This is a genomic window from Streptomyces sp. NPDC048514 (genome assembly GCF_043199955.1).
Classification (GTDB): Bacteria; Actinomycetota; Actinomycetes; order Streptomycetales; family Streptomycetaceae; genus Streptomyces.
Genome location: NZ_JBICWT010000001.1, coordinates 447,305 through 469,013, shown reverse-complemented (window position 1 = coordinate 469,013; position 21,709 = coordinate 447,305). Strand labels below are relative to the sequence as shown.

Sequence of the window (21,709 nt, the reverse complement as noted above, 5' to 3'; positions counted from 1 at the left end):
ATGTCAGCCTTCCTTCCGAGTACGCGGCCCGGACCCGAGCCGCGTTCCGCCGCGCCACGGGCCACGAGGTCCGCCGGGAGGACCCGGCCTCGGCGGAGAGGCGTGGACTCTCCCGGGCCGAGCCCTACGTCTCCAGCTTGGAGGCAAATCCGCAGCTCGCCACCGTCATGGTCGATCACCCTCCCGACCTGGCCTTTTCGCGGACGCCGAGGCCCGTGCGCCGGCCGCGCCGCCCCCGCTGGTGGCAGCTGCGACGGGTTGCCGGGCGAGCCCGTGGCGGTTCGGCCTGCTGTCGGGGCAGCGGCTCTCAGCCGCCGCGACGCACCTGGGCCGCTTTCCGGGCTTCGGCGAGCCTGCGGGCCTCGCCGGCCTTTCGGGACTTGCCGCCGGTGCCACCGGTGCCGCGGGAGGCGTCCTTGCTGGTGCCCAGGCCACGGAAGGGGGCGTTGGTGTTCTTGGTCCTAGGTGCGGCCGGCCCGCCGTCGAGCGGGTTGCCGGAGGGAGCCTTGGCCCCGGTGATCCGGGTCAGCTCCGCCTCGCCCGAGCGCACCTTGGTGACCGTCGGCTCGACGCCGGCCGCGGCCATGAGCCGGCTCAGCTCGCGGCGCTGGCCCGACAGCACCAATGTGATGACGCTGCCGGACTCACCCGCCCGGGCCGTGCGGCCCGCGCGGTGCACGTAGTCCTTGGGGTCGGTGGGCGGGTCGACGTTCACCACGAGATCGAGGTCGTCGACGTGCAGGCCGCGAGCCGCGACGTTGGTCGCCACCAGAACGGTGACGTGGCCGTTCTTGAACTGCGCGAGGGTGCGGGTGCGCTGCGGCTGGGACTTGCCGCTGTGCAGGGCCGCCGCGTGCACCCCGCTGGCCCGCAGATGCCGGGTGAGCTGGTCGACGGCGTGCTTGGTGTCCAGGAACAGCAGCACGCGGCCGTCACGGGCGGCGATCTCCGTGGTGACGGCGTACCGGTCGGGGCCGTGGACGACGAGCACGTGATGCTTCATCGTCGTGACCGCGCCCGCGGACGGATCGACCGAGTGGACGACGGGGTCATGGAGGTACCGGCGGACCAGCTGGTCGACGTCGCGGTCCAGGGTGGCCGAGAACAGCATCCGCTGACCGTCGGGGTGCACCTGGTCGAGCACCTCGGTGACTTGCGGCAGGAAGCCCAGGTCGCACATCTGGTCGGCCTCGTCGAGGACGGTGATCCGCACCTTTCCCAGGCGGCAGTCCTTGCGCTCGACGAGGTCCTGCAGACGGCCGGGGGTGGCGACGACGACCTCGGCACCGTGGCGTATCGCGGAGACCTGCCGGCCGATCGACATGCCGCCGACGACGGTGGCCATCCGCAGCCGGAGCGCGTCGGCGAACGGCGCAAGCGCCTCGGTGACCTGTTGGGCCAGCTCCCGGGTGGGCACCAGGACCAGCGCGAGGGGCTGCTTCGGCTCCGCGCGCCGTCCGGCCGTCCGTGCGAGCAGCGGAAGGCCGAAGGCGAGCGTCTTGCCCGATCCGGTGCGCCCGCGTCCCAGTACGTCGCGTCCCGCGAGGGCACTGGGCACGGTGGCCGCCTGGATCGGGAAGGGCTCGCGCAGGCCGAGTTCGGTGAGCGTGCCCAGCATCTCGGCCGGCAGTCCCAGGGCGGCGAAGGAAGCCGCCGGGGGCGCCGTTCGGCCGGCGGTCACCGGCTGGGCGAGGTCGTCGTGCGAGGTGCCGGGGCTGTCGGGGTGATTCAAGGAGAGCCTTCCGCAGAGGAACGTACCGAGGAAGGCCCGGCAGGAACGAGCAACCGACGGAACAGGGGGCACCGCGGGCCGGAATCACCGGCCACCACGAGCGCGCAAACACGTCAGGCTAACACAAAGTGACGGCCGGCGTCGTCGAGCAGCGCTCCGCCCCGGTCACCGACACGCACCCGGAGCCGTCCGGTCGAGCGGGCCGCCGAGCGCGGAGCGGCGGCTCAACCGGTGAGGCGGCGCAGCGGAACGTGCCCGGCCGAGAGGGACGCCGCCGCGGCCGCGAAACCGAGGACCGCGCCCGCCAGCACGTCGCCCGGGTAGTGCACACCCGTGTGCACGCGCGAGTAGCCGACGGCGACCGCCAGCGCTCCGAGCGGAATCGCCGCAGGAGGCAGTACGACGCCCACGGCGGTGGCGAACGCGGTCGCGGACGCGGTGTGGCCGGACGGGAACGACGCCGACTCGGGCATGGGTACGTACCGGGCGGCGACCGCCTGCTCCCTGCCGGGACGCCTGCGGTGCACCACACGCTTGCCCACGAGATTCGCCAGCATCGAAGCGAGCGCCACCGATCCGGTCCCGGCGAGGGCCGCGCCGCGGGGGCGGCCCGGCACGAGGGCGAGAGCCACGGCCACCGCCAACGAGATCTTCGAATGGTCGGCCGCTCGCGACAGCCGCCGCAGCGCACGGTCCAGCGCGGGGGTGGAGGTCGCGGCCACGGCCGCGTAGAGGGCGCCGTCGACCGCGCGCAGGTCGCCGAGGACGGCGGCCGTGGTCCGGCGGACCGACTCGGTGGGGCCGGTCTTGCACGGGTCAGGCACGGTGCTCTCCTTCCGGGCTGCGTTCGGTGCGGCCGAGCGCCGGGTCGCTTTCGGCGCGGCCGAGTGCCGGGTCGCTTTCGGCGCGGCCGAGTGCCGGGTCGCTTTCGGTGCGGCCGGGCGCCGGGCTCCGTTCGGTGCGGCCGAGCGCGAGTTCGACGAGCCGCCGCCAGTCCACGCGCGGCGTCGGGACGACGCCCGGACGGTCCCGCGGCACCAGGACCCGCAGCGCCCCGGGGCGCACGGTGCAGACCACCGGCGTGGACATGCGCAGCGCCTCGCCGTCCACCGCGACGGGGATCTCGGCGGTGTCCGCGGTCACCTCGACCCGCCGGGCGGTCATGACGGTCATTCCGGTGGACTGCGCGCCCCGCACAGCCAGGTCCGCGGCTTGGGCCGCGCTCTCCACCCGGATGCCCAGCACCCCCAGCTCTCCGCCGTCCAGCCGGGGCCGGCGACCACCGCCGCCGACTTCGTCGGGCGAGACGTACGGATTGTTGCTCACGAGGAGTGCCTGCTGGTCGGAGAGCGCGGTGCCGTCCACCCGGGCGCCAAGCCGCCGCACGCCCTCCCCGACCAGCAGCCCGGGCATGAGGTCCAGCGCCGTGCCGGCCTTGTCGTCGCGGTACTCCGGGCTCTGCACGACGTCCGCGTAGACCCCGAACGACACCGTGTTGACGAACGTACGGCCCGCCACCTCGCCGAGATCGATCTTCAGCTCCTCGCCGTCGGTCAGGGCATCGAGGCAGCGGGCCGGGTCGGCCCGGTCCAGGCCGAGATCCATGGCGAAGTGGTTGCGGGTCCCGGCGCTCACCACGAGGAACGGCAGACCGTGCTCGGCGGCGACCATCGCGACCTCTGCCTGGGTGCCGTCACCCCCCGCCACGCCGAGCAGATCCGCGCCCCCGGCGACAGCCTCCCGGGCCAGCACGGCCACGTCGGTCCGGACCGAGGGGTCGAGCAGGATCACCCGCGCACCGAGCTTCTCCGCCCGCTGCACCAGGCCGAAGCGGCCCACCTTCCCGCCGCCCGACCTGGGGTTCATGATGAGCACCGGCCGCTGCGGCGGGGCGGCGGGCGCCGCCCGCATGGGCCGCTCGGGCCGGGACCTGCGCAGCGCCGCACGGGCACAGACCAGGGCCGTGCCCCAGCACACACCGAGGATCAGCGCGGACTGCCACAGGCCGTCCTGCGCGTAGAACACGAGCACTCCGACGGGCGCGGCCGTCGCGACCAGCGCGCCGAACAGCCGGACGGCGCCGTGGTGCGCCAGGAACCACCAGATTCCCGCGCTGCCGACGATCACCCCGAGAAATCCGGCGGCGAGAACCAGCAGTCCGCCACCGCCGAGCGCGAACAGCGGCACGGCCACGACTCCGAGCACCGCCGCCACGGCACAGCGCGCGAGCAGTCTCGCCCCCGCTCCGTCGTGGGAGCGCGGCCTCCGTGTCCTGGTCATGACGTCCTCCACGTCGTGTCCGGCCCTTCCCGCAGGCCCGTCGTACCAGCATGCGCCGCCCTGAGCCGGTGGCGCGCCGGCCGGTCCGTGCGGGTGAGCCGGCCCCCATGCCGCAGCGAACGCCGGGACCCCCGGCTCCGCGCCGGAGCCATCGCGGCTCCTCATGGCGCCGGTCGTGCCCGCACACGCACACGGACGGCATCCAGCGGCCGATGCATTCACCATGCAGCGGTTGACGCGTTCGCCCCACCACCGGCGTACAGGCCGGATATCGTGTTGTGTCCCCGTCAAGAAAGGCGACGACGCCATGGACAGGTCCGCATCCAAGAGCTTGGTCCGTGCCAGCCTCGTGCTGAGCGCGGTCCTGGTGCCGACCGTGCTCTGCGGCACGGCGAGCGGGGCTGCCCCCGGGGACGCGAGGGGAGACACCGGAACGGTCGCCGCCGCACGCACGAGCAGCGAACGCGGCTGTCCCGTCGTGTACTTCGACCTGGGCGAAACCCTTGTGCACACCGCCGACGACGGCAGCACCGACTATCAGCGTGGCGCGGCCTCCTACCTGCGCGCCCTGCGTGCACACCACATCGAAGTCGGCCTGATCACCAATGTCCCGTCCTCCTGGGGCACGACCGACGCGGAGCGTGCCGCCAGGCTGAAGGAGGAGGTCGACGCGACGTGGCGGGGTCCGGTCCCCTTCGCCTGGGAGGATTTCGAGGACCGGATCCTCACGCCGCGCGCCGAGACCGAGCGTAAGCCGGCTCCGGTCCTCTGGCAGCGCGCGAAGGCCGACTCGGGCCGCTGCCGAGTCGTCTACCAGGCGGAGACGGCCGAAGAGGTCACGGTGGCCTCCTCGCTGGGCTTCGTGGCGTACCAGGTCGGCCGGCCCCACCGGCCCGCGTTCCTGCCGGTTGGCCTGGTCGAACTCCTCGGCCACCGGTCCCGCTGATTGCTCACCCTGTTACGGCACTCCCTGTGCCCTCATGTCGAACACGGCCCGGGGATCGGGAGTTCGGCCCAGATCGTCTTGCCGGTGGAGGTGTACCGGGCGCCCCAGCGCTGGGACATCTGGGCGACGAGGAACAGGCCGCGGCCCCCCTCGTCGTCGCGGCGCGCTCGCCGCAGGTGGGGGGCGGTGTGCGCGTTGTCGGAGATCTCGCACAGCAGGCTGCGATCCCTGATCAGCCTGAGCATGACCGGCCCAGTGGCGTACCGGATGCCGTTGGTGACCAGTTCACTCACCACCAGTGCAGCGGTGAACGACAGTTCGGACAGCCCCCAGGTCGCCAGTTGGTCTTCGGTGAGTGCGCGGGCGTGAGCCACCACGGCCGGGTCGGGCGGCAGCTCCAGATCCACCACACGGTCGGCGTCGAGCCGCCGGGTGCGCACGAGCAGCAGCGTGGCATCGTCAGCCTGCGGTCCGAGCGGCATGGCCGACAGCGCCCGGTCGCACAGCTCCTCGAGTGGGCACCGTTGCCAGGAGAGTGTCTGGGCCAGGCGGTCGATACCGCTGTCGATGTCGGTACGCCGGTCCTCCACGACGCCGTCGGTGAAGAAGCCGACCACACTGCCGCCGGGGAGGTTCAGTTCGACGTTTTCGTAGGGCAGGCCGCCGAGTCCCAGGGGCGGTCCCGGTGCCAGCGCGGACACGGCCACCGAGCCACTCGCATCGGCGACGATCGGCGGGGGATGGCCCGCGCTGGCCCAGCCGCACCGGCCGCTGACCGGGTCGTAGATCGCGTAGAGGCAGGTCACCCCGAGCGCCTCGTCGCGCACTCCGTCGTCCGCCTGGGATTCCGCGTCCTGCGCGACCATGTCGTCCAGCCGGGTGAGCAGCTCGGCCGGGTCCAGGTCCAGCAGGGCGAGGGTCCGTACGGTCGCGCGCAGCCGGCCCATCGTCGCGGCCGCGTGCACGCCGTGGCCCACCACGTCGCCGACGGTCAGGCCCACTCTGGCACCGGACAGCGGGATCACGTCGAACCAGTCGCCGCCCACGCCCACGCGGCTGTCGGCGGGCAGATAGCGGTACGCCGCCTCGACCGCGCTCTGCTCGGGCAGGTGCTGTGGCAGCAGGCTTCGCTGCAGGACCAGGGCGGCCGCATGCTGGCCGGTGTACCGGCGGGCGTTGTCGATGCCGACGGCAGCGCGCTCGGCCAGTTCGACGGCGAGCGTCTGCTCCTCGGGGCCGAAGGGGTCGGGGTTGCCGCTCCGCCGGAACGTGGCGAGGCCGAGCACCGCGTCACGCGTGAACAGCGGGACGAACAGACAGGAGTGCGCGGCAGCCGATCTCCCGTCCTCCGGCACTTCGGACGGGGAGGCGTCGACGACGAGGCGGCTGGTGGCCAGGCTCAGGGCCTGAGGTGACGACGGCGGGTAGTGGACCGGACTGGTCCGGAACTCTTCCAGCGTGCGGCCGTGCATCCGCAGCAGGTTGTGCCCCGGTGCCGAGCCCGCCGGTGGCTGCCTTCCGTCGATGACGGCCGGCGGCAGGTCCACCAGCACCTCGTCGGCCAGCTGCGGTACCGCCACGTCGGCGAGCTCGGCGACGGTACGACGCACGTCCAGCGAGGCACCGATCCGCTTTCCTGCCCGGACCAGCAGCGAAAGGCGTTCCTGGGCGCGGTAGCGCTCGGTGATGTCCAGGGACTCCTCGAACAGCCCCAGTGGTTCGCCGCGGGCGTCCAGCAGCCGGTGGTACGAGCAGGACCAGACGTGCTCGCGCACCGGGTCGGCGGGGGCGCGGCCGCGGTAGTGCATGTCCGTGATGGGCTCTCCCGTCGACAGCACGTGCTCGATGATCTGGTCCTCGTCCGGGGGGTGGTGGCGCGAGAGGAACTCGCCTTCGGGGAAGAGGTCCCCCGCCGGCCGGCCCACGTACTGGGCGATCCCCCCGAGTTCCAGATCCGTGGAGACGTTGCCCCACACCACGCGCGCGTCGGTGTCGAAGATCGTCAGGCCCACCGAGGACTCGGTCGCCAGCCCCTGCAGCATCGCCAGCTGGGCCTCCCACCCGCGCAGCGCCTCCAAAGAGGCCGCGACCACGACGGTGCCGGCGGCGCCCTCGTGGGCGAGGGGGCTGAACGTCACGGCCGCGCGCAGAGTACGTCCGTCCCGGCAGCGGAGATCCAGGACCGCGCTGCGGGGCTTGTGCGCCTTGCAGAGAGTGCGCAGCCACTGCGCGGGGGCCGTGGCCAGCAGTCGGTTCGCCGACCGGCCGAGCACGTCCTCGGGCCGATGACCGAGAAGGTCCTGGGCCGCGGCCCCCCACCCGCGGACGCGACCCTCGGCGTCCAGCACCGCGGCCGCGGCCCTCGACAGGTCCAGGGGGCTGTGGAAATCGACGTCGGCGGCATTCGGAAAACGATCCATGACACCGCTTCCCTCCGTGCTTCCCCAGCATCCCGTGCCGCACGACACACGACAACCGCAGCTCGCACGGCGGAGTGAGCCGGCGGCCGCCCAGGCGGTCGCGCCTGCCGCTCGTGCGACTACCGGTGCTCGGGGTTCTCGTGGTCGTGGCGGCAGCCTGCGTCCCACGCGGTGCGCTGGTTGCCGTAGGCGGGAATGCCCCCCAGGTCCTTCAGGGCCCGGGCCAGATGTAGCAGGTTCCAGGTCATGAAGGTGGTGTTGCGGCGGGTGAAGTCGTTCTCCGGGCCGCCCGAGCCGGGGTCGAGGTAGGAGGGGCCCGGACCCGCCTCGCCGATCCATCCCGCGTCCGCCTGGGGAGGGATGGTGTAGCCCAGGTGCTGGAGGCTGTAGAGCACGTTCATGGCGCAGTGCTTGACGCCGTCCTCGTTGCCGGTGATCACGCAGCCCCCGACGCGGCCGTAGTACGCGTACTGACCGGCTTCGTTGAGCAGGCTGGAACAGGCGTAGAGGCGCTCGATCACCCGCTTCATCACCGAGCTGTTGTCGCCCAGCCAGATCGGGCCCGCCAGGACGAGGATGTCGGCCGCCATCACCTGCTGGTACAGGTCCGGCCACGCGTCGCTCTGCCAGCCGTGTTCCCTCATGTCGGGCCACACACCGGTGGCGATGTCGTGGTCCACGGCCCGTACGACGTCCACCTGCACGCCCTGTGCCCCCATGATGGCCGTACTGCGGTCGATCAGCCCCTGGGTGTTGCTCGTCTCGGGCGAGCGCTTCAAGGTGCAGTTGATCACCAGTGCACGCAGGTCGTCGTACCGGGCCGGCGGTGCGTCGGTGTCGGGCGGCGAAGCAGTCACGCGTTCCTCCAAGAACCGATCGCCGCGCGGTGCCGGGCGGCGTTCCACATCCTGATCCAGCGTGCGGGTCGCTCGCGGCGAACGCCAGTCGCTGTGCCCCCTCCGTCCCGTACGACGCCGGCCCGAGGCAGGTACCAGCCGGACGAGGAGCCGATCGTGCGGACATCGCGCGATCCGGCGATGTGGGCGAAGCGACCCCCTTTGTTATTCAATGAGGTGTGCGGTCAGGGATCTCGGGGCCCCGTCGCACGGGTCCGAGTACGGCCCCGGCGCTGCGCCGGGGATTGCCGAGAGAGCCGCATGGACTCCACCCCCTCCCCCACGCCTTCTTCGCCGTTCGACCTGGTCAGCAGCGCCCTGGGGCGCTACGTCCCGCGCGGCGGAGCGGCGGCGGCGGACGGTCCTGCTGCCGACGCGCCCGGTGACCGCGGCACCCGCCGACGCGTACCCGACACCCCGGCAGCCGACCGTCAGGATCAGATTCTCGGCGTGGTCAACCTGGACAGGGAGCTGAGGATCACCCGCTGCAATCTGGACGCCCCCGTGTTCGCGGGTCTGCACGCCGAGACGGGGAGCCCTTTCGCCGATCTCATGCCCCCCGGGGACGTCCCGACGGTCACGCGGCGGTTGCGGCAGGTCCTGGAGATCGGTGAGGCGCACGTCGCCCGGATCCAGCGCCTGCGGCGTGGCGACGGGTCGGAGCTGGTGGTCTCGATGAGCATCCTGCCGGCCGCGGCGCCTCAGGACGGCTTGACCGTCTCCCTGATCGCCATGGCCAGGAGGCTGCACCTGTACGCCGCCGAGACCGCGATCGGCACCTCGCTGGACATCGGCGAGACCGCGCAGTCGCTGGCGGACTCCCTGCTGGCTTGGGGAGAGGTGGCCGCCGTCGATCTCGACTTCGCCGTGTGGACGGGCGAGGGCGTCACCGGGCAGGCGCAGGGGCGCATCCGGTTGCGGCGGGCGGCCCTGGTGCCGGACCGGGCGTGGCCCGACGGCTACGTGACTCCGGGCGACGATCTTCCCAGCGACGCGAGTCGCCTGCTTGCGCAGGCGGTACGCCGCGGTGACGCCCCGCAGGCCATCGTGATACCGGACCGGGACGCGGTCGAGCGGGTCCTCGGCAGCCCGCGGGTGATGCGTGCCCTGGTGCCCGGTGACCGGGCGGCGGGTGTGGCGTGCATACCGCTGGTCCTGGACGGCCCGCCGCCGGTCGTACTGGGCGTGGCTGAGGTCTGGCGGCGGGCGGACTGCCCCTTCCGCGACAGCGAGCTGTTCGACCTGCAGGAGCTGGTGGCCAGGACCGCTCACCACGTGGACCTGGCCCGTCAGCACCAGCGCGAGCACACACAGGTTCTGGCGTTGCAGCGCCGGCTGCTGCCCAGGACCGGCGGCCGCACCGTCGAGATCGCCAGCGTCTACCAGCCCGCCACCCCCGACAGCGCGGGCGTCGGCGGTGACTGGGTGAACAGTTTTCCGCTGCCGGACGGCCGTACCGCGCTGGTGGTCGGTGACGTCGTGGGGCACGGCCTGGGAGCCGCGGCGACCATGGGCCAGCTGAGCATGGAGGCCCGCGCGCTGCTGTCCGCGGGATTGGCGCCCGACGAGGTGCTGGAGCACCTGGACGAGACCGTGACGCTGCTGGACGACGCGGAGTCCGGGCTGGCGGCCGGCTACAGCGCCCTCGGGTCGACCTGCTGCATCGCCCTCTACGACCCGGTCGGCCACCGGGTGGCGCTGTCCAGCGCCGGTCACCTGCCCCCGGTCCTGGTCTCCCCGGACGGGCACGCCGGCCCGCTCGCGGTCCGCCCTCATCCCGGCCTGGGCGCCGAGTTCGCGCTGCGGGAGCCGTTCGACGTGTACGAGTTCGGCGCGCCCCCGGGCTCCCTGCTCGCCCTCTACACCGACGGCCTGGTGGAGGATCCGGCCGTGTCGATCGACGAGGGCGTCGCCAGGCTGGCGGACGCCGTGTCGGCCGTGCACCCCTGGGACGCCCTGCAGCAGGCCGCGCGGCACGTCGTCTCCGCACTGGCACCCGTGCGCCAGCGCGACGACGTGACCCTGTTGATCGCGCGGATGATCGGCTGCCGCAAGGGGGACACCGCGACCTGGCGGCTCCCGGCCCGCGACGACGCCCCCGCACGTGCCCGTTCCCAGGTCTGCGCGCTGCTGCGGCAATGGCGCATCAGGGACGGCACCCGGGACAACGCGCTGCTACTGGTCAGCGAGCTGGTCACGAACGCGGTGCGCTTCGCGACCGGTCCCATCACGGTACGGCTGATCAGGTCCGGGCACGGCCTGCTGTGCGAGGTCGGCGACACCGGCAACGGCAGACCGAGGCTGGGCCGGGGCGGCCTCCTCGACGACGGCGGCCGGGGTCTGCGCATCGTGCACAGGCTCACCACCCGGTGGGGGGTGCGGTGGACGGACACCGGCAAGGTGATCTGGGCGGAAGTCGCAAGGTGACGCGACTGCGGGGCGGGGTACGGCCGGCGCAGGACGAATGCGGCAAGGTGACACGCGGCTGCCGGCGCGGCACGGCCGGCGCGGGGCGAGCGCGGCAAGGTGACACGCGGCTGCCGTCGCGGCACGGCCGACGCGGGGCGAGCGCGGCAAGGTGACACGCGGCTGCCGTCGCGGCACAGCCGACGCGGGGCGAGCGCGGCAAGGTGACACGCGGCTGCCGTCGCGGCACGGCCGTGCGGGGCCGGCGCGGCAAGGTGACACGGCTGCGGTCGCGGCACGGCCGTGCGGGGCGGGCGCTGCAAGGTGACGCGGCGTGCGCGGCAGCCGACGCCGTTGACCGTACGGACGGCGCCCGCAGCCTCTTGCGGTGGCCAGACCGGTGACGCGGCGGCCTGTTCGCTGGTAGGGGCGGCGGGGGCTCCCGCTACAGCCACATCCCTTCCAGTGCGGTGGCGGTGAGGCCCGGGGCCGCCGCGTACAGGACGGCCCGGTCACCGGACTTCTGCCCGGCGTCGTGCGCCCGCCTCAGGATGTCGAACACCGCGGCGCCCCCGCGGTTGCCGCTGGTGTAGCTGGCCCGGCTGTAGTCCAGCAGTCCCGACGGCCATGCGTCGGGCATCGTCTGCTCCATGTACTCCAGCACCCGGGTCCCGCCGGGGTGCGCGAGCAGCACATCGGGGTGCCAGGAGTCGGGGTCGTCCTGGTAACGGACGCGCAGCCACTCCCACATGGCGGTGACCGTCTCCTGTACGGCGCGCGGCCCGCGCCGGTCCATCACGAAGTGGGTGCCGTCCGCCCGCGTGATCAGGCGGTGCAGGTCCTGGGTGCCGGGCAGGGTGTGGTGCCAGGCGGCGTCCAGCCGCAGCACCGACTCGGGCCGCGGGCGACCCGTGACCACCGCGGCGACCGCGGTGTCCGCGAACAGCAACCGGACGATCAGGGACTCGAGGGTGTCGTCCGCGGGCTGGTAGGTCGTGCTCAGCGCCTCCGCGATCACGACCAGGACCACCCGGTCGGGGTCCGCGGCCACGAGATCCGCCGCCAGGGCAAGGGAGCGGGTCCCCGCGACACAGGCCCACTGCGTGGCCGGCAGCAGCAGCACGTCGTTGCGGAGCGGCAGCCTGTTGGCCAGGGCGACGTCCAGACCCGGCAGTGCCGGGGTGGTGGAGTGACTGGTGATCAGGCAGTCGATGTCCGCGGCGTCCAGCCCGGCGATCTGCAGCGCGCCGCGCGCCGCACGCTCCCCGTAGGACTGCACGGCCGCCCAGGCCGGCGCGGTGCGCTCCTGGACGGTCTGCGGCGCGGGTATCGCCTCGAGGGCGGCGATCACGCGGTCCACGTCCTGCCGGCCGAACCCGTCGCGTGCCAGCGCCTTTTGAAGGGGCTCGGGGCCGGCACCTCGCAGGACGCTTCCGTCGCCCGGCGCGACGGCGGCCTCCAGCGGCAGCATCCACCCTCGGGTCTCGATGCCCGTGGCGGCCGCGATGCCGTCGATGCGCGGCGCCCACGCCGCATCCGGGTGGCGCTCGCGCACCTCCGCCACGATCTGGCTTGTTTCCACGGCGTGCTCGCCGTGTATCACGGCAGGAGGACAGAGGTAGGCGGACATGACGGGCACCTTTCCGAGGGAACAAGGGGGAACTTGACGAGGGCCGCTCAGGCGACTCCGGAACGTCGCGCCCATGCCGACGGACTCGACTTCGGGGGCGCGATCCCTGTCGAGCATGGACGCCAAAGGGACATTTCCGCTGTGATGCATACAACTTGGGCGCCCTGCAATGGGCGTGACACGGCACACACCGCCGCAGCCCAAGGCCCTCAAGCGGGTTCCGCGGAGCTGGTCGACCTGTCGCCGGCCAGGTTTCCGCCGGCCTCCGCCTTCTCGGCCCAGCCGGCGCACCGAACGGACTGCGTCAGCGGCCCGGCGCCGAGCCGACATCAGCGCGGCCGGCTACGCGACGTCCTCCGCGGCCGCCGGACTCACCGTGGGTTCCCGCGTCCCCCTGGGCTCGTAGCGGATCCAGGGATCCGGGGCCGCTCGAACCGGTGCGGCCGGACGGACGCGCCCAGCGGAGGCGCCGGCGCGAAACCTCGGCGGCGACTTCGCCGGGCCGCCGGCCCTCGGCCGGATCGGTGGTCGGGCCAGACCCGCGGGCACGGCGGACGCTCAGTCACCGGTTCCCTTTGTGCTGCTCGGTGAGCCACTGCTGGTGGGGGAGGCGCTGACGCTGCCGGAAGGACTGGTGGAGGGCCGCGTGGGAGGGGTCGCCGTCCGCGAGGGCAGGCTGGGGCGGCGGCTACCGGACGGTCGGGGGGTCGGCTTCTCCTTCACCGGTGGCGGCGCACTGGTGGTGGCGGAAGGCCGGGAGACCGGCGGCTTGCTGCGAGGTGGCGTCGGCAGAGGACGCCGGTTCCCGTCACTGTCCCGGCCCCGTACGCCTTTTCGCGCCGGGTGCGTGGACGGTCGCTCCGGTGTAGCCGGTGAACCGGTGACGCGGACCTCGGACTCCGCGGGGGACGAATCCGGGGTCGGAGCTGCTCGTGGGGTCGTCGACTGGAGAAGCACCGATGCGGTGGCCATGCCGCCGAGGATGGTGAAGGCGGCTGCGGCAAGAGACTGGACCGCATACTTCTTCAGCCGCGACGGACGGCCGTACCGGTCTGCCGTCAGGTCCTGGGAGGACGTCGGTGACCCGGGAAGGGGGGGCTCGGAGCGGCCCGGCCCCTCGTCGAAGCGGACCTCGGGCATCGCCGCGCCGACGGTCGGAGCGCCGTCTCTCCCCACGCCCGGCTGTGCCATGCCCGAGTCGTATGCCCCGCACTCGGGGCAGGTTACGGCGCCGTTGAGCGTGCGGTTGCACGGAATGCAGTAGTCCATGAAGCGACCGTTCTCAGTGCTTGACTTGACGGGGGAAAAGGCGAACCGAGCCGGGCAGCGGTGGGCAGACGCCGGATGGTGTGTTGCGGACCTGTCTTCGACGTGTGCGAACCTCACTCACGAATCTGCGGCGCCGGTCACCGGTTACCGAGGTCAACGGGACGTGTCGAACGAGTACTCAATCGCCGGCTCACATGTGGCGTACGTATCGCTGCGGGGAAGGCCGTCGGCGACGGGAGCGGGGTCTACGGCGCCAGGGCACGTCTCGCCCTCACGCTGCGGACCAAGTGGCCGGCTGCCGAAGCCAGGGGGCGGCCGGGCGGACCACCGGCGGCGTGGGCGCGCGGCGGGTACCGAGAACGGGTCACCGGGCGACTCGTCGGACCGAGACACCCGGCGCCGCGAGTGGGGGGCGCTGGCCGTGCGGCGAGATGCCGCGACGCGTCCGGTGCCGCGGGGCGTGAGCCGGTGACGGCAAGCCGAGATCGTACGATCGTGTCGCCATGAGTTCTGGTATCGCGGCCGGAAAGCGAGCGAAGCCCCGCCTGGCCGTGGATCGGCTCGTCGGCCCTGCCCCGCCCGCGCCCAACACCTGTTCGAAACAGGACGCGCAGACATCAGCGAAGGAATCCCATGATCTTCATCACCGCCAAGTTCCGGGTCCGTCCCGAGCACGCCGACCAGTGGCCCGAGATCACCGCGGACTTCACCCGGGCCACGCGCGCCGAGCCCGGCTGCCTGTGGTTCGACTGGTCGCGCAGCGTGGCGGAACCGACGGAGTACGTCCTGGTCGAGGCTTTCCGTGACGACGAGGCCGGGGCCGCGCACGTGCAGTCCGCGCACTTCAAGGCCGCGCAGCAGACGCTGCCGCCCCATCTGGCCGAGACGCCGCGCATCGTGAACGCCACCGTTCCGCAGAACGACTGGTCGCTCCTCGGGGAGATGGCGGTTCCCGGACAGGGGTAGCGGCGTGTCCGGACGCATCCCTCACCGGGCGTCAGCGAGCAGGGCGTGGTGGCGGCACGCACAGCCGACCGGTGTCGCCTCGCCAATCCCGGAGCCGGCACCGGAGCCTGTGTGCGTTCCGGCAGCCGGGCTGAGCCGGCACGGTGAGTTTCGTAACGCGCCCGATTCACCGGTCGTCCGATCGATGCCGCGGACTGCCACGGGCGCCATTCTCACAGCATGACTGACACCCCCCACCCTCATTCCACAGAACGCGGACGCGGCCCCGAGTCGGCCGGCGGCTCGGTCGGCGCAACCCGCAGAACCGTCATGGCCGCCCTGGGCGGTGCGACCCTCGGAGCCGCCGCCCTGGCGCTCACAGCCACCCAGGCGACGGCGGCCGCAGACCGGAACGACACCGCCCGGTCCCCGATCCGGCCGGCCGCCGACTGCGTCCTCACCCCCGAGCAGACGGAGGGGCCTTACTACCTGGACCTGGAGACGGTCCGCAAGGACATCACCGAGGGAGAGCCCGGCGTTCCCCTCACCCTCCGCGTGAAGGTGATCGACACCGCGACGTGCTCCGCACTACCCGGCACGGCGGTCGACATATGGCACTGCGACGCTCTCGGCGTCTATTCCGGCTACGTGGCCGGCGGCTCCACGCCGGACACGACCTTCCTGCGCGGCGTGCAACTGACCGACTCCGCCGGCGTCGCCGAATTCACCACCGTCTACCCCGGCTGGTACGTCGGCCGCGCCCTGCACATCCACGTCAAGACGCATGCCGGCGGCACGGTCACCGGCGGCAGGTACCAGGGCGGCCACGTCTCCCACACCGGCCAGCTCTACTTCCCGGAGACGTACAACAGGAGGGTGGCCGCGCTGGACCCCTACCGGAACAACACGGCCACTCGCACCCTCAACGCCAGGGACGGCATCTACCGCAACGGCGGGTCATCCACCCTGCTGACCCTCACGCAGGTCGGCAGCGACCTCGGCAAGGGGGTGACCGGCACCGTTGTACTCGGCATCGACCCCGACGCCGTGCCCTGACGCGCGAGGGGACACGATGACGGACGCGAGGATCCCCTCCCGGGGATGGGTGCGCGGGAATCGGGGATGACCGGAGCATGACGTGTGAGTCGTGCGGCGCCCCTCTGACCGGTCGGCCGCGCAGCGGTCGACCGGCTCGCTACTGCTCCGGCGCATGCAGGCAACGGGCGTTCAGGCAACGCTCGGCGCGCCGGGACGGCCCCGGCCGGCAGTCGGGCGCGGCACCGCCCACACAGAGTGCCGTCCCCCCGGCGGCTCAGGACCGCGGCATGCCACGAGCCCTCGACTCCTTCGTGGGCCGGCGGGCGGAGCTGTCGCGGCTGCGCACCCTGCTGAGGACGTCGCGGCTCCTGACCCTGACCGGTGCCGGCGGCGTCGGCAAGACGCGGTTGGCACTGGAGTTCGCCATGAGCCTGACCGGCCGCCAGGGACGGGTCGACCTGGTCGAACTCGACGCCCTGCATGACGGCGCCGCGCTCGCACAGACTGTCGCCACCGCGCTGGCCGTGGGGGAACGGGCGGGACGAACCGGTGCCGACGTCCTGATCCACGCGATCGGCGACGCCCGTCGGCTGTTGATCCTGGACAACTGCGAGCATCTGGCCGAGCCGTGCGCCAGGCTGATCGCGACCTTGCTGAGAGGCTGCCCTCGGCTACGGATCCTGGCCACCAGTCGGGAGGCCCTGCGGGTTCCCGGCGAAACGGTGCTCCGGGTCGGTGAACTGCCGCTGCCCCCGGTGGACGCCGGAGACGACCCGGCGGTCCTCATGCGGGCGGACGCCGTCCGGCTGTTCGTCGAACGTGCCTCGAGCTGCTCGCCCGGATTCACGCTCCACCGCGGAAACGGACGGACGGTCGCCGAGATCTGCCGCAGACTGGACGGCCTGACACTCGCCGTCGAACTGGCGGCACGCCGGGCCGGAACTCTTCCGCTGGGTGACATCCTGGCAGGACTGGACGACCAGATGTCCCAGCTCCCCCTCCTGGCAGGCGGACACCGGACCGGACCCGGACGCCACAGCGAGCTGGCCGCCGCGATCGACTGGAGCCACCGACTGCTCGATCCGGCCGAACAGGCCGTCTTCCGGCGCCTTGCGGTCCTCGTCGGCGGCTTCGACACGGCTGCGGCACGGGCGGTCTGCGCCGGTGACGGTATCGCACCCTCACGGATACTCGGCATCCTGTGTGCCCTCGAGTCCAAGTCCCTGATCGCACGTCTTTCAGAAGACCAGGAGAACGCACGATTCAGGCAGTTGGGCACCATTCGCGCCTACGCCCTGGAGTGCCTGCTCGCATCCGGTGAACTGCACATCACCTGGCGCCGGGTCCTCGAGTGGCTGACCGGGCTGGCGGACCGGGCGGACGACGAGGTGTTCCCCGACCAGGCCGGCAGCCCGCTGGCCGTGGAACGGGACAACCTCGCCGCGGCTCTGGCCGGCACCACCGTCCGGGCCGGTGCCTCGCACCCACGGCTGCTGCTGGAACTGGCGCGTGTGCACTACCAGCAGGAACAGCCGTCGGCCGCGCAGGCGCTGCTGACGGGTTCGCTGCGGGACACGGGCGGCCGGGCGCTCGGCGGGGCGTCACCGGCGCTCGCCGCGCGTGTGGCCTGCCAGCGGGCCGACCTGGCTCAGGCACTGAGCCTCGGCGAGGAGGCGGTGGCGATGGAAAGCACCCGCGATCACCCCGCCGGGCTTGCCAACGCCCTGGACGCGCGGGCCGCGGCGCGGTTGTGCCGAGGGGAATTCGGCGAGGCCGTCGAAGATCTGCGCCGGTGCCTGGGTGTCGTCGCCACGCTGGGCAAACCCCAGGACACGGCCTGGTGCACCCATCACCTGGCATGGGCGCTGCTTCAAGCGGGCGGGGAACCGGAGGCCGACGAACTCATGTCCCGTTGCCTGCCCGTCCTCCGGAAGCACGCCCCCTGGAGCCGGGTCGCGGCCGCTCTGCACACAGCGGGTGCCGTGCGGCTGGCCCTGGGGCAACTGGAAAGTGCCGAGGCGCTGTTCACCGAAGTGCTGCGGATCGTCCCCGGAGCAAGCTTTCACGCGCTCTACCCGGTGGAGGGCCTGGCCCTCGTGGCCGCCGAGAGCGGTGACATGCGGCGGGCCCTCCTGCTGTACGAGGCGAGCGCGCAGGCACGCCGCCGGCTCGACACCGTGTCGGAGACGCCGTGGCGACGCCAGGTGGAACGAACGGTGGCTCGTGCCAGGGCTGGGCTGCCGGCAGCCGCTCGGGAAGCGGCCGTGAGTGGCGGCCGCCGACTGCGCGGGGACCGGCTTGTCGCGTACGCGCTGCGGACGAGGAGCGAGGATCACCGCACGCCGGCCGACGCCGTGACGGCCGTCGACGACCGATGCAGGCTCACAGGAAGGGAGTTCATGGTGGCCAGGCTCGTCGCCGACGGGCTGACGAACCGGCAGGTCGCCACGCGGCTCGGTCTTTCGCCCCATACGGTCGCCACGCATCTGGACAAGGTGCGCGACAAACTGGGCATGCGGTCACGCACGCAGATCGCGTTGTGGGTGGCCGCACGGACCAAGGCCGGGCACCCGCCCGGGTAACGCATCGCCGGCTCCCTACCGCCGAGGCGCCCGCCCGCGGGGCGGGCCCGTTCGTAGGGTCCGCCCTACCCGGCTTCGGGGGCTCGCCGGAGTGTTCGGGAACAGTGCCACGTGATCCGCTGGCTCGTGCGGGAATCGCGCGGCAGAAGGGGGACACGTGAAGGCTCGGATCGGATATTTCGCATGGCTGGCGGGTGTGGTGCAGTTCTTCGTGATCCACGGGATCACGGAGTCGGCCTGGGTGAGACCGTACAGTTGGGCGCGGAACAACATCAGTGACCTGGGTAACGCTCACTGCGCCATGCAGCAGGAACCCGAGCCGCGGTACATCTGTTCGCCCGGCCACGACCTCATGAACGGCTCGTTCATCGCCCTGGGGGCACTTCTGATGGTCGGCGCCGCTCTCACCGGGCCCGTGTGGCGCCGAGGTGCAACCGCCGCCGTGGCCCGCATTCTCCTGGCCGGCGCCGGCGTGGGATTCGTGCTCGCCGGGCTGGCGCCTGCGGACGTCAACGAGAACCAGCACGTCCTCGGTGCCCTGCTCATCATGGGAACGGGCAACATCGGCCTTCTGCTGGCCGGACTCGGGCTGTCGAACGATGTCCCGGGCCCACTGCGGCGAGCCACCAGCCTCCTGGGGATCACGGCGATCACGGCCCTGGGGCTTTTCCTTTCCCACCACTACCTGGGACTGGGGATGGGAGGGATGGAGCGGGTCGCGACGTTTCCCCTCCTGCTGTGGACGCTGGCTGTCGGTGCCCGCGGTCTGCTTCCAGGCAGCACCCCGTGGGCAGGACACAAGCAGGTCAGGGCCTGAGTCTCAGTGAACCGGTCACCGGGATACGCCTTGAACGCGTGGCCGGCCGTGGCGGCTGTCGCTCGAGGACCGGGTGTTGCTGGTGGCGACGTACTGACGCACGAACCTCACGTTGCGGCAGGTGGCGCCGTCGTTCCGAGTCTCGAAGTCCGCGGCCGACCGCATCTTGGACCATCTCGCACCGCTGCTGGCCATCTCGCCCGCGCGTCGGCCGCGCAAGGACACCGTCTACATCGTCGACGGCACCCTGGTACCCACCCGCGACCGCAGTGTCGCCGCATCCAGCAAGAACTACCGGTACTCGACCAACCTGCAGGTCGTCATCGACGCCAACAGTCGCCTGGTCGTGGCCATCGGTTTTCCGCTGCCCGGCAGCCGCAACGACTGCCGGGCCTTCGCCGAGTCCGGCATCGATCGGGTTTGCTGCGGCGCCCCGACCCTCGCCGATGGCGGCTACCAGGGCACTGGCCTCCTCATCCCGCACCGCAAACGACGAGGCCAGAGCCACCTCAGCCCGTCGCAGGAGGCAGAGAACGCCGTCCATCGCCGGGCACGAGCGCGCGTGGAACACGCCCTGTCGCGGTTCACCGACGCCACCGGCATCCCCCTCGCCGTCACCCTGACCGGGGGCAACCGCAACGACGACACTCAGCTCATCCCGCTCCTCCAAGCCGTGCCGTCCGTGCGCGGCAAGCGCGGTCCGCCCAGGCGCCGCCCAGACGTGGTGCCGGCCGACCGCGGATACGACCACGACAAGTTCCGCCGGCTGGTCCGGGACCTCGGCGTGAAACCGCTGATAGCCCGCCGCGGCATCGATCACGGTTCCGGACTCGGCACCCAACACTGGGTCGCGGAGCGCGCGTTCGCTCACCTGCACTGGTTCCGTCGCCTGCGGATCCGCTGGGAGATCCGCAGGCGACATCCATGAAGCCTTCCTCACCCTCGCATGCGCGCTCATCTGCTGGAGGCGCTTTGAAATCAGCGCGATAGGAGTCCCTAGAACTTCAACAAAGTGACAGGCTGATCAGTCGGCTGACCCGAACGAGGCCGGGAATCAGGTTCCAGCGATCGTTCGGCCTGGCATCGGCTCTGCGAGCGCGGCTCGCCAGGGCGGCGCTGGGAAGGGGTCGGCGAAGTACTGTGTTTCGTGCACCACGTGCTGGTCAGCGAATTCCATGATGCTCACCGAGTACGAAGGCACACCGTCATAAGTGATCACGCATTCGCTCACCCACAGATGGGCGTGGCCGGTGATCCGCTGGACGGTGAAGTGTCGGTCGGCCGGGTGTCCGCCGCGTTGCGCCGAAATCGTCGCGCGGCCCCGGAACCGCTCACCTGACTGCGGGTAGTCCAGGATCGCGTCCGTGGCGTAGATGGCGTGCTCGACATCGGTGTTCCCGCGTTCCGAGGCCCGCCAATGCTCCTCGATCGCGGCCCTGGTCCGGGAGTCGTCATCCATGGCACCGCCCTTCCGTAGCGGTGACAGCCTAGGCGCCCCGGGCCACAGCCGGCCCCCGGTCGGGCAGACATGGGCTGCCAAGTCCTCCCTTTGGGCGGATCCCAGGCGACAGCCGTCCACCGTGGCAACGGCTTCGAGAGATCGTCACCCGGCTCACCCCACCTTCGACCCCTTCTGTTAGGAGTTTTAAGCCTTCGGATTCACCGCACCAGATCGCCAGCTCTCACGGCGCCAGCGCAGCGGTTGATCACCACTGACCGCTCCGCAGAGCAAGCCTGTCCGTTATCTCCCGAACTCGAACAACCAGGGAGTTCGCCGGACATGGGCACATCCGCCTGCGACCGGCTCTCGCAGAACGTCACGCCTGCCCCCATCCCCGGTGTCAGCCGTCCTCGCCCCCCCCGGGCGCAGGGTGCACGGCTATGAGCCCCTCATGCTGCAGGTTCGCTCCACATGGTGGTGTAGGCGTCCCGTGCGGGTGACGAAAGCTCGCGCCCTGGCCAGGCCGAGCTTGCAGCTGGTGGACTCCAACCGGTGAGGTTGGCCGTCACCCGCGGGTGATACCGATAGAACAGGGAAGCGAATGACGGTTTTACCCAACGGCTCGTATCAGATCGCCCAAGCCTCCGTCGGTAGCGGCAGCGACTCGCTGTACCTGACCGCGCTCACGGCGGAGCGGGGCACACCTCTGCACTTGGCCGGGCTCGGAGCTTCGGGCAGGCAAATCTGGCCTGTTGAGCGGCGGGTCGGCAGCGGCAACTACACCCCCCGGGAAGCCGGCAGCAGACTGCACCCAGGGTTCGGCAGCGATCCGGAGCCGGGCGCGGCGGTAAGCGGGGTGCTGGAGCTGTTCGAATGGGAGCTCAGCGAGCCGGGGAACGCGAGTACGCGGAGATGGACGACCTCGGCAGGGAAGGCTTCGCAGGCGTCCCGTGGCGGCCTGCTGCTGGCTGACGACCACTTCCGCACCAGCACGGACTATCCACGGCTCGTGACCGCAACCCCGCCCACCGATCCCCTGTGCAAGATGCGGCGGTTCAACGCGCTGCGCCTGGACTAGATCCTCTCTTGTTCTGTCCGGCTGCGGGCGCGTGTTCCTGTCGGGCGTGACGCGGCGGTCGCAGGGCGCCGGCGCAGGTATCGCGACGCGGTCGCGTTCCTGGTCGGGCTGTCGAAGTGGTCGGGCCGCGGTGGGGTCCCGTCCGACCGGCGGCCTGCTCAGTCGGATCGGTGTTCTGTTCGAGATCCCCGACTCGGTAGCCGCTGTGTCCGCGCAGAAGCGTGGACGG

The 21,709-nt window shown here is 71.9% G+C and carries 14 protein-coding genes and 2 pseudogenes; 9 read left to right on the top strand and 7 right to left on the bottom strand.

Annotated features, from left to right (window positions below; all coding sequences use genetic code 11):
• Window positions 1-307 precede the first annotated feature (307 nt).
• The 3 genes from ACGFT2_RS01995 to ACGFT2_RS01985 form a co-directional block, all read right to left on the bottom strand.
• Entirely contained in the window at window positions 308-1,732 is a 1,425-nt protein-coding gene (locus ACGFT2_RS01995) for a DEAD/DEAH box helicase (protein WP_393272514.1), read from the bottom strand.
• A gap of 224 nt (window positions 1,733-1,956) precedes the next feature.
• Window positions 1,957-2,556: a phosphatase PAP2 family protein gene (locus ACGFT2_RS01990; protein ID WP_393272513.1), complete on the bottom strand. Its 600-nt coding sequence runs from the start codon at window positions 2,554-2,556 to the stop codon at window positions 1,957-1,959.
• On the bottom strand, window positions 2,549-4,012 hold the full coding sequence (locus ACGFT2_RS01985) for a diacylglycerol/lipid kinase family protein (protein WP_393272511.1): 1,464 nt from the start codon (window positions 4,010-4,012) through the stop codon (window positions 2,549-2,551). Before ACGFT2_RS01985 ends, ACGFT2_RS01990 begins: the two co-directional genes overlap by 8 nt.
• 307 nt (window positions 4,013-4,319) lie before the next feature.
• Here ACGFT2_RS01985 and ACGFT2_RS01980 point away from each other — a divergent pair, with 307 nt between their 5' ends.
• Complete coding sequence (locus ACGFT2_RS01980) at window positions 4,320-4,958, top strand: hypothetical protein (RefSeq protein WP_393272510.1); 639 nt, start codon at window positions 4,320-4,322, stop codon at window positions 4,956-4,958.
• A 32-nt stretch (window positions 4,959-4,990) separates the two neighbouring features.
• On the opposite strand, the gene ACGFT2_RS01975 is transcribed toward ACGFT2_RS01980, so the two are convergent.
• Complete coding sequence (locus ACGFT2_RS01975) at window positions 4,991-7,378, bottom strand: SpoIIE family protein phosphatase (RefSeq protein WP_393272508.1); 2,388 nt, start codon at window positions 7,376-7,378, stop codon at window positions 4,991-4,993.
• A gap of 119 nt (window positions 7,379-7,497) precedes the next feature.
• A complete protein-coding gene (locus ACGFT2_RS01970; protein WP_393272507.1) occupies window positions 7,498-8,235 on the bottom strand; it encodes a flavodoxin family protein in 738 nt (245 codons plus the stop codon).
• 300 nt (window positions 8,236-8,535) lie between these two features.
• Between ACGFT2_RS01970 and ACGFT2_RS01965 the strand changes: the two genes are divergently transcribed.
• Window positions 8,536-10,701, top strand: a complete 2,166-nt coding sequence (locus ACGFT2_RS01965; protein ID WP_393272506.1) for a SpoIIE family protein phosphatase — start codon at window positions 8,536-8,538, stop codon at window positions 10,699-10,701.
• 424 nt (window positions 10,702-11,125) lie between these two features.
• Here ACGFT2_RS01965 and ACGFT2_RS01960 read toward each other — a convergent pair whose 3' ends face one another.
• Window positions 11,126-12,310, bottom strand: coding sequence for a type III polyketide synthase (locus ACGFT2_RS01960; RefSeq protein ID WP_393272504.1), 1,185 nt, complete (start codon window positions 12,308-12,310; stop codon window positions 11,126-11,128).
• A gap of 1,902 nt (window positions 12,311-14,212) precedes the next feature.
• Here ACGFT2_RS01960 and ACGFT2_RS01955 point away from each other — a divergent pair.
• The 6 genes and pseudogenes from ACGFT2_RS01955 to ACGFT2_RS01930 form a co-directional block, all read left to right on the top strand.
• Window positions 14,213-14,545: a putative quinol monooxygenase gene (locus ACGFT2_RS01955; protein ID WP_393272502.1), complete on the top strand. Its 333-nt coding sequence runs from the start codon at window positions 14,213-14,215 to the stop codon at window positions 14,543-14,545.
• Between the two features lie 219 nt (window positions 14,546-14,764).
• Entirely contained in the window at window positions 14,765-15,580 is an 816-nt protein-coding gene (locus ACGFT2_RS01950) for an intradiol ring-cleavage dioxygenase (protein ID WP_393272500.1), read from the top strand.
• A 269-nt stretch (window positions 15,581-15,849) separates the two neighbouring features.
• The gene (locus ACGFT2_RS01945) at window positions 15,850-18,144 is read left to right on the top strand and encodes an ATP-binding protein (RefSeq protein ID WP_393272498.1); all 2,295 of its coding nucleotides are present in this window, start codon (window positions 15,850-15,852) and stop codon (window positions 18,142-18,144) included.
• Window positions 18,145-18,301: 157 nt separating this feature from the next.
• Window positions 18,302-18,961, top strand: coding sequence for a DUF998 domain-containing protein (locus ACGFT2_RS01940; RefSeq protein WP_393272496.1), 660 nt, complete (start codon window positions 18,302-18,304; stop codon window positions 18,959-18,961).
• A 37-nt stretch (window positions 18,962-18,998) separates the two neighbouring features.
• Window positions 18,999-19,544, top strand: a pseudogene (locus tag ACGFT2_RS01935) (transposase); the annotation flags it as partial.
• Between the two features lie 6 nt (window positions 19,545-19,550).
• Window positions 19,551-19,977: pseudogene (locus tag ACGFT2_RS01930) on the top strand (transposase); the annotation flags it as partial.
• 38 nt (window positions 19,978-20,015) lie between these two features.
• Here the strand turns inward: ACGFT2_RS01930 and ACGFT2_RS01925 are convergent.
• The gene (locus ACGFT2_RS01925) at window positions 20,016-20,420 is read right to left on the bottom strand and encodes a nuclear transport factor 2 family protein (protein ID WP_393272494.1); all 405 of its coding nucleotides are present in this window, start codon (window positions 20,418-20,420) and stop codon (window positions 20,016-20,018) included.
• A gap of 583 nt (window positions 20,421-21,003) precedes the next feature.
• Here ACGFT2_RS01925 and ACGFT2_RS01920 point away from each other — a divergent pair.
• A complete protein-coding gene (locus ACGFT2_RS01920) occupies window positions 21,004-21,480 on the top strand; it encodes a hypothetical protein (RefSeq protein ID WP_393272492.1) in 477 nt (158 codons plus the stop codon).
• Window positions 21,481-21,709 lie beyond the last annotated feature (229 nt).

Bases quoted from the DNA above. Each gene is read 5' to 3' on its own strand.
- ACGFT2_RS01985 (WP_393272511.1), bottom strand. From the start codon at position 4,012: ATGACCAGGACACGGAGGCCGCGCTCCCACGACGGAGCGGGGGCGAGA.
- ACGFT2_RS01980 (WP_393272510.1), top strand. From the start codon at position 4,320: ATGGACAGGTCCGCATCCAAGAGCTTGGTCCGTGCCAGCCTCGTGCTG.
- ACGFT2_RS01975 (WP_393272508.1), bottom strand. From the start codon at position 7,378: ATGGATCGTTTTCCGAATGCCGCCGACGTCGATTTCCACAGCCCCCTG.
- ACGFT2_RS01965 (WP_393272506.1), top strand. From the start codon at position 8,536: ATGGACTCCACCCCCTCCCCCACGCCTTCTTCGCCGTTCGACCTGGTC.
- ACGFT2_RS01960 (WP_393272504.1), bottom strand. From the start codon at position 12,310: ATGTCCGCCTACCTCTGTCCTCCTGCCGTGATACACGGCGAGCACGCC.
- ACGFT2_RS01955 (WP_393272502.1), top strand. From the start codon at position 14,213: ATGATCTTCATCACCGCCAAGTTCCGGGTCCGTCCCGAGCACGCCGAC.
- ACGFT2_RS01950 (WP_393272500.1), top strand. From the start codon at position 14,765: ATGACTGACACCCCCCACCCTCATTCCACAGAACGCGGACGCGGCCCC.
- ACGFT2_RS01945 (WP_393272498.1), top strand. From the start codon at position 15,850: ATGCCACGAGCCCTCGACTCCTTCGTGGGCCGGCGGGCGGAGCTGTCG.
- ACGFT2_RS01925 (WP_393272494.1), bottom strand. From the start codon at position 20,420: ATGGATGACGACTCCCGGACCAGGGCCGCGATCGAGGAGCATTGGCGG.
- ACGFT2_RS01920 (WP_393272492.1), top strand. From the start codon at position 21,004: ATGACGGTTTTACCCAACGGCTCGTATCAGATCGCCCAAGCCTCCGTC.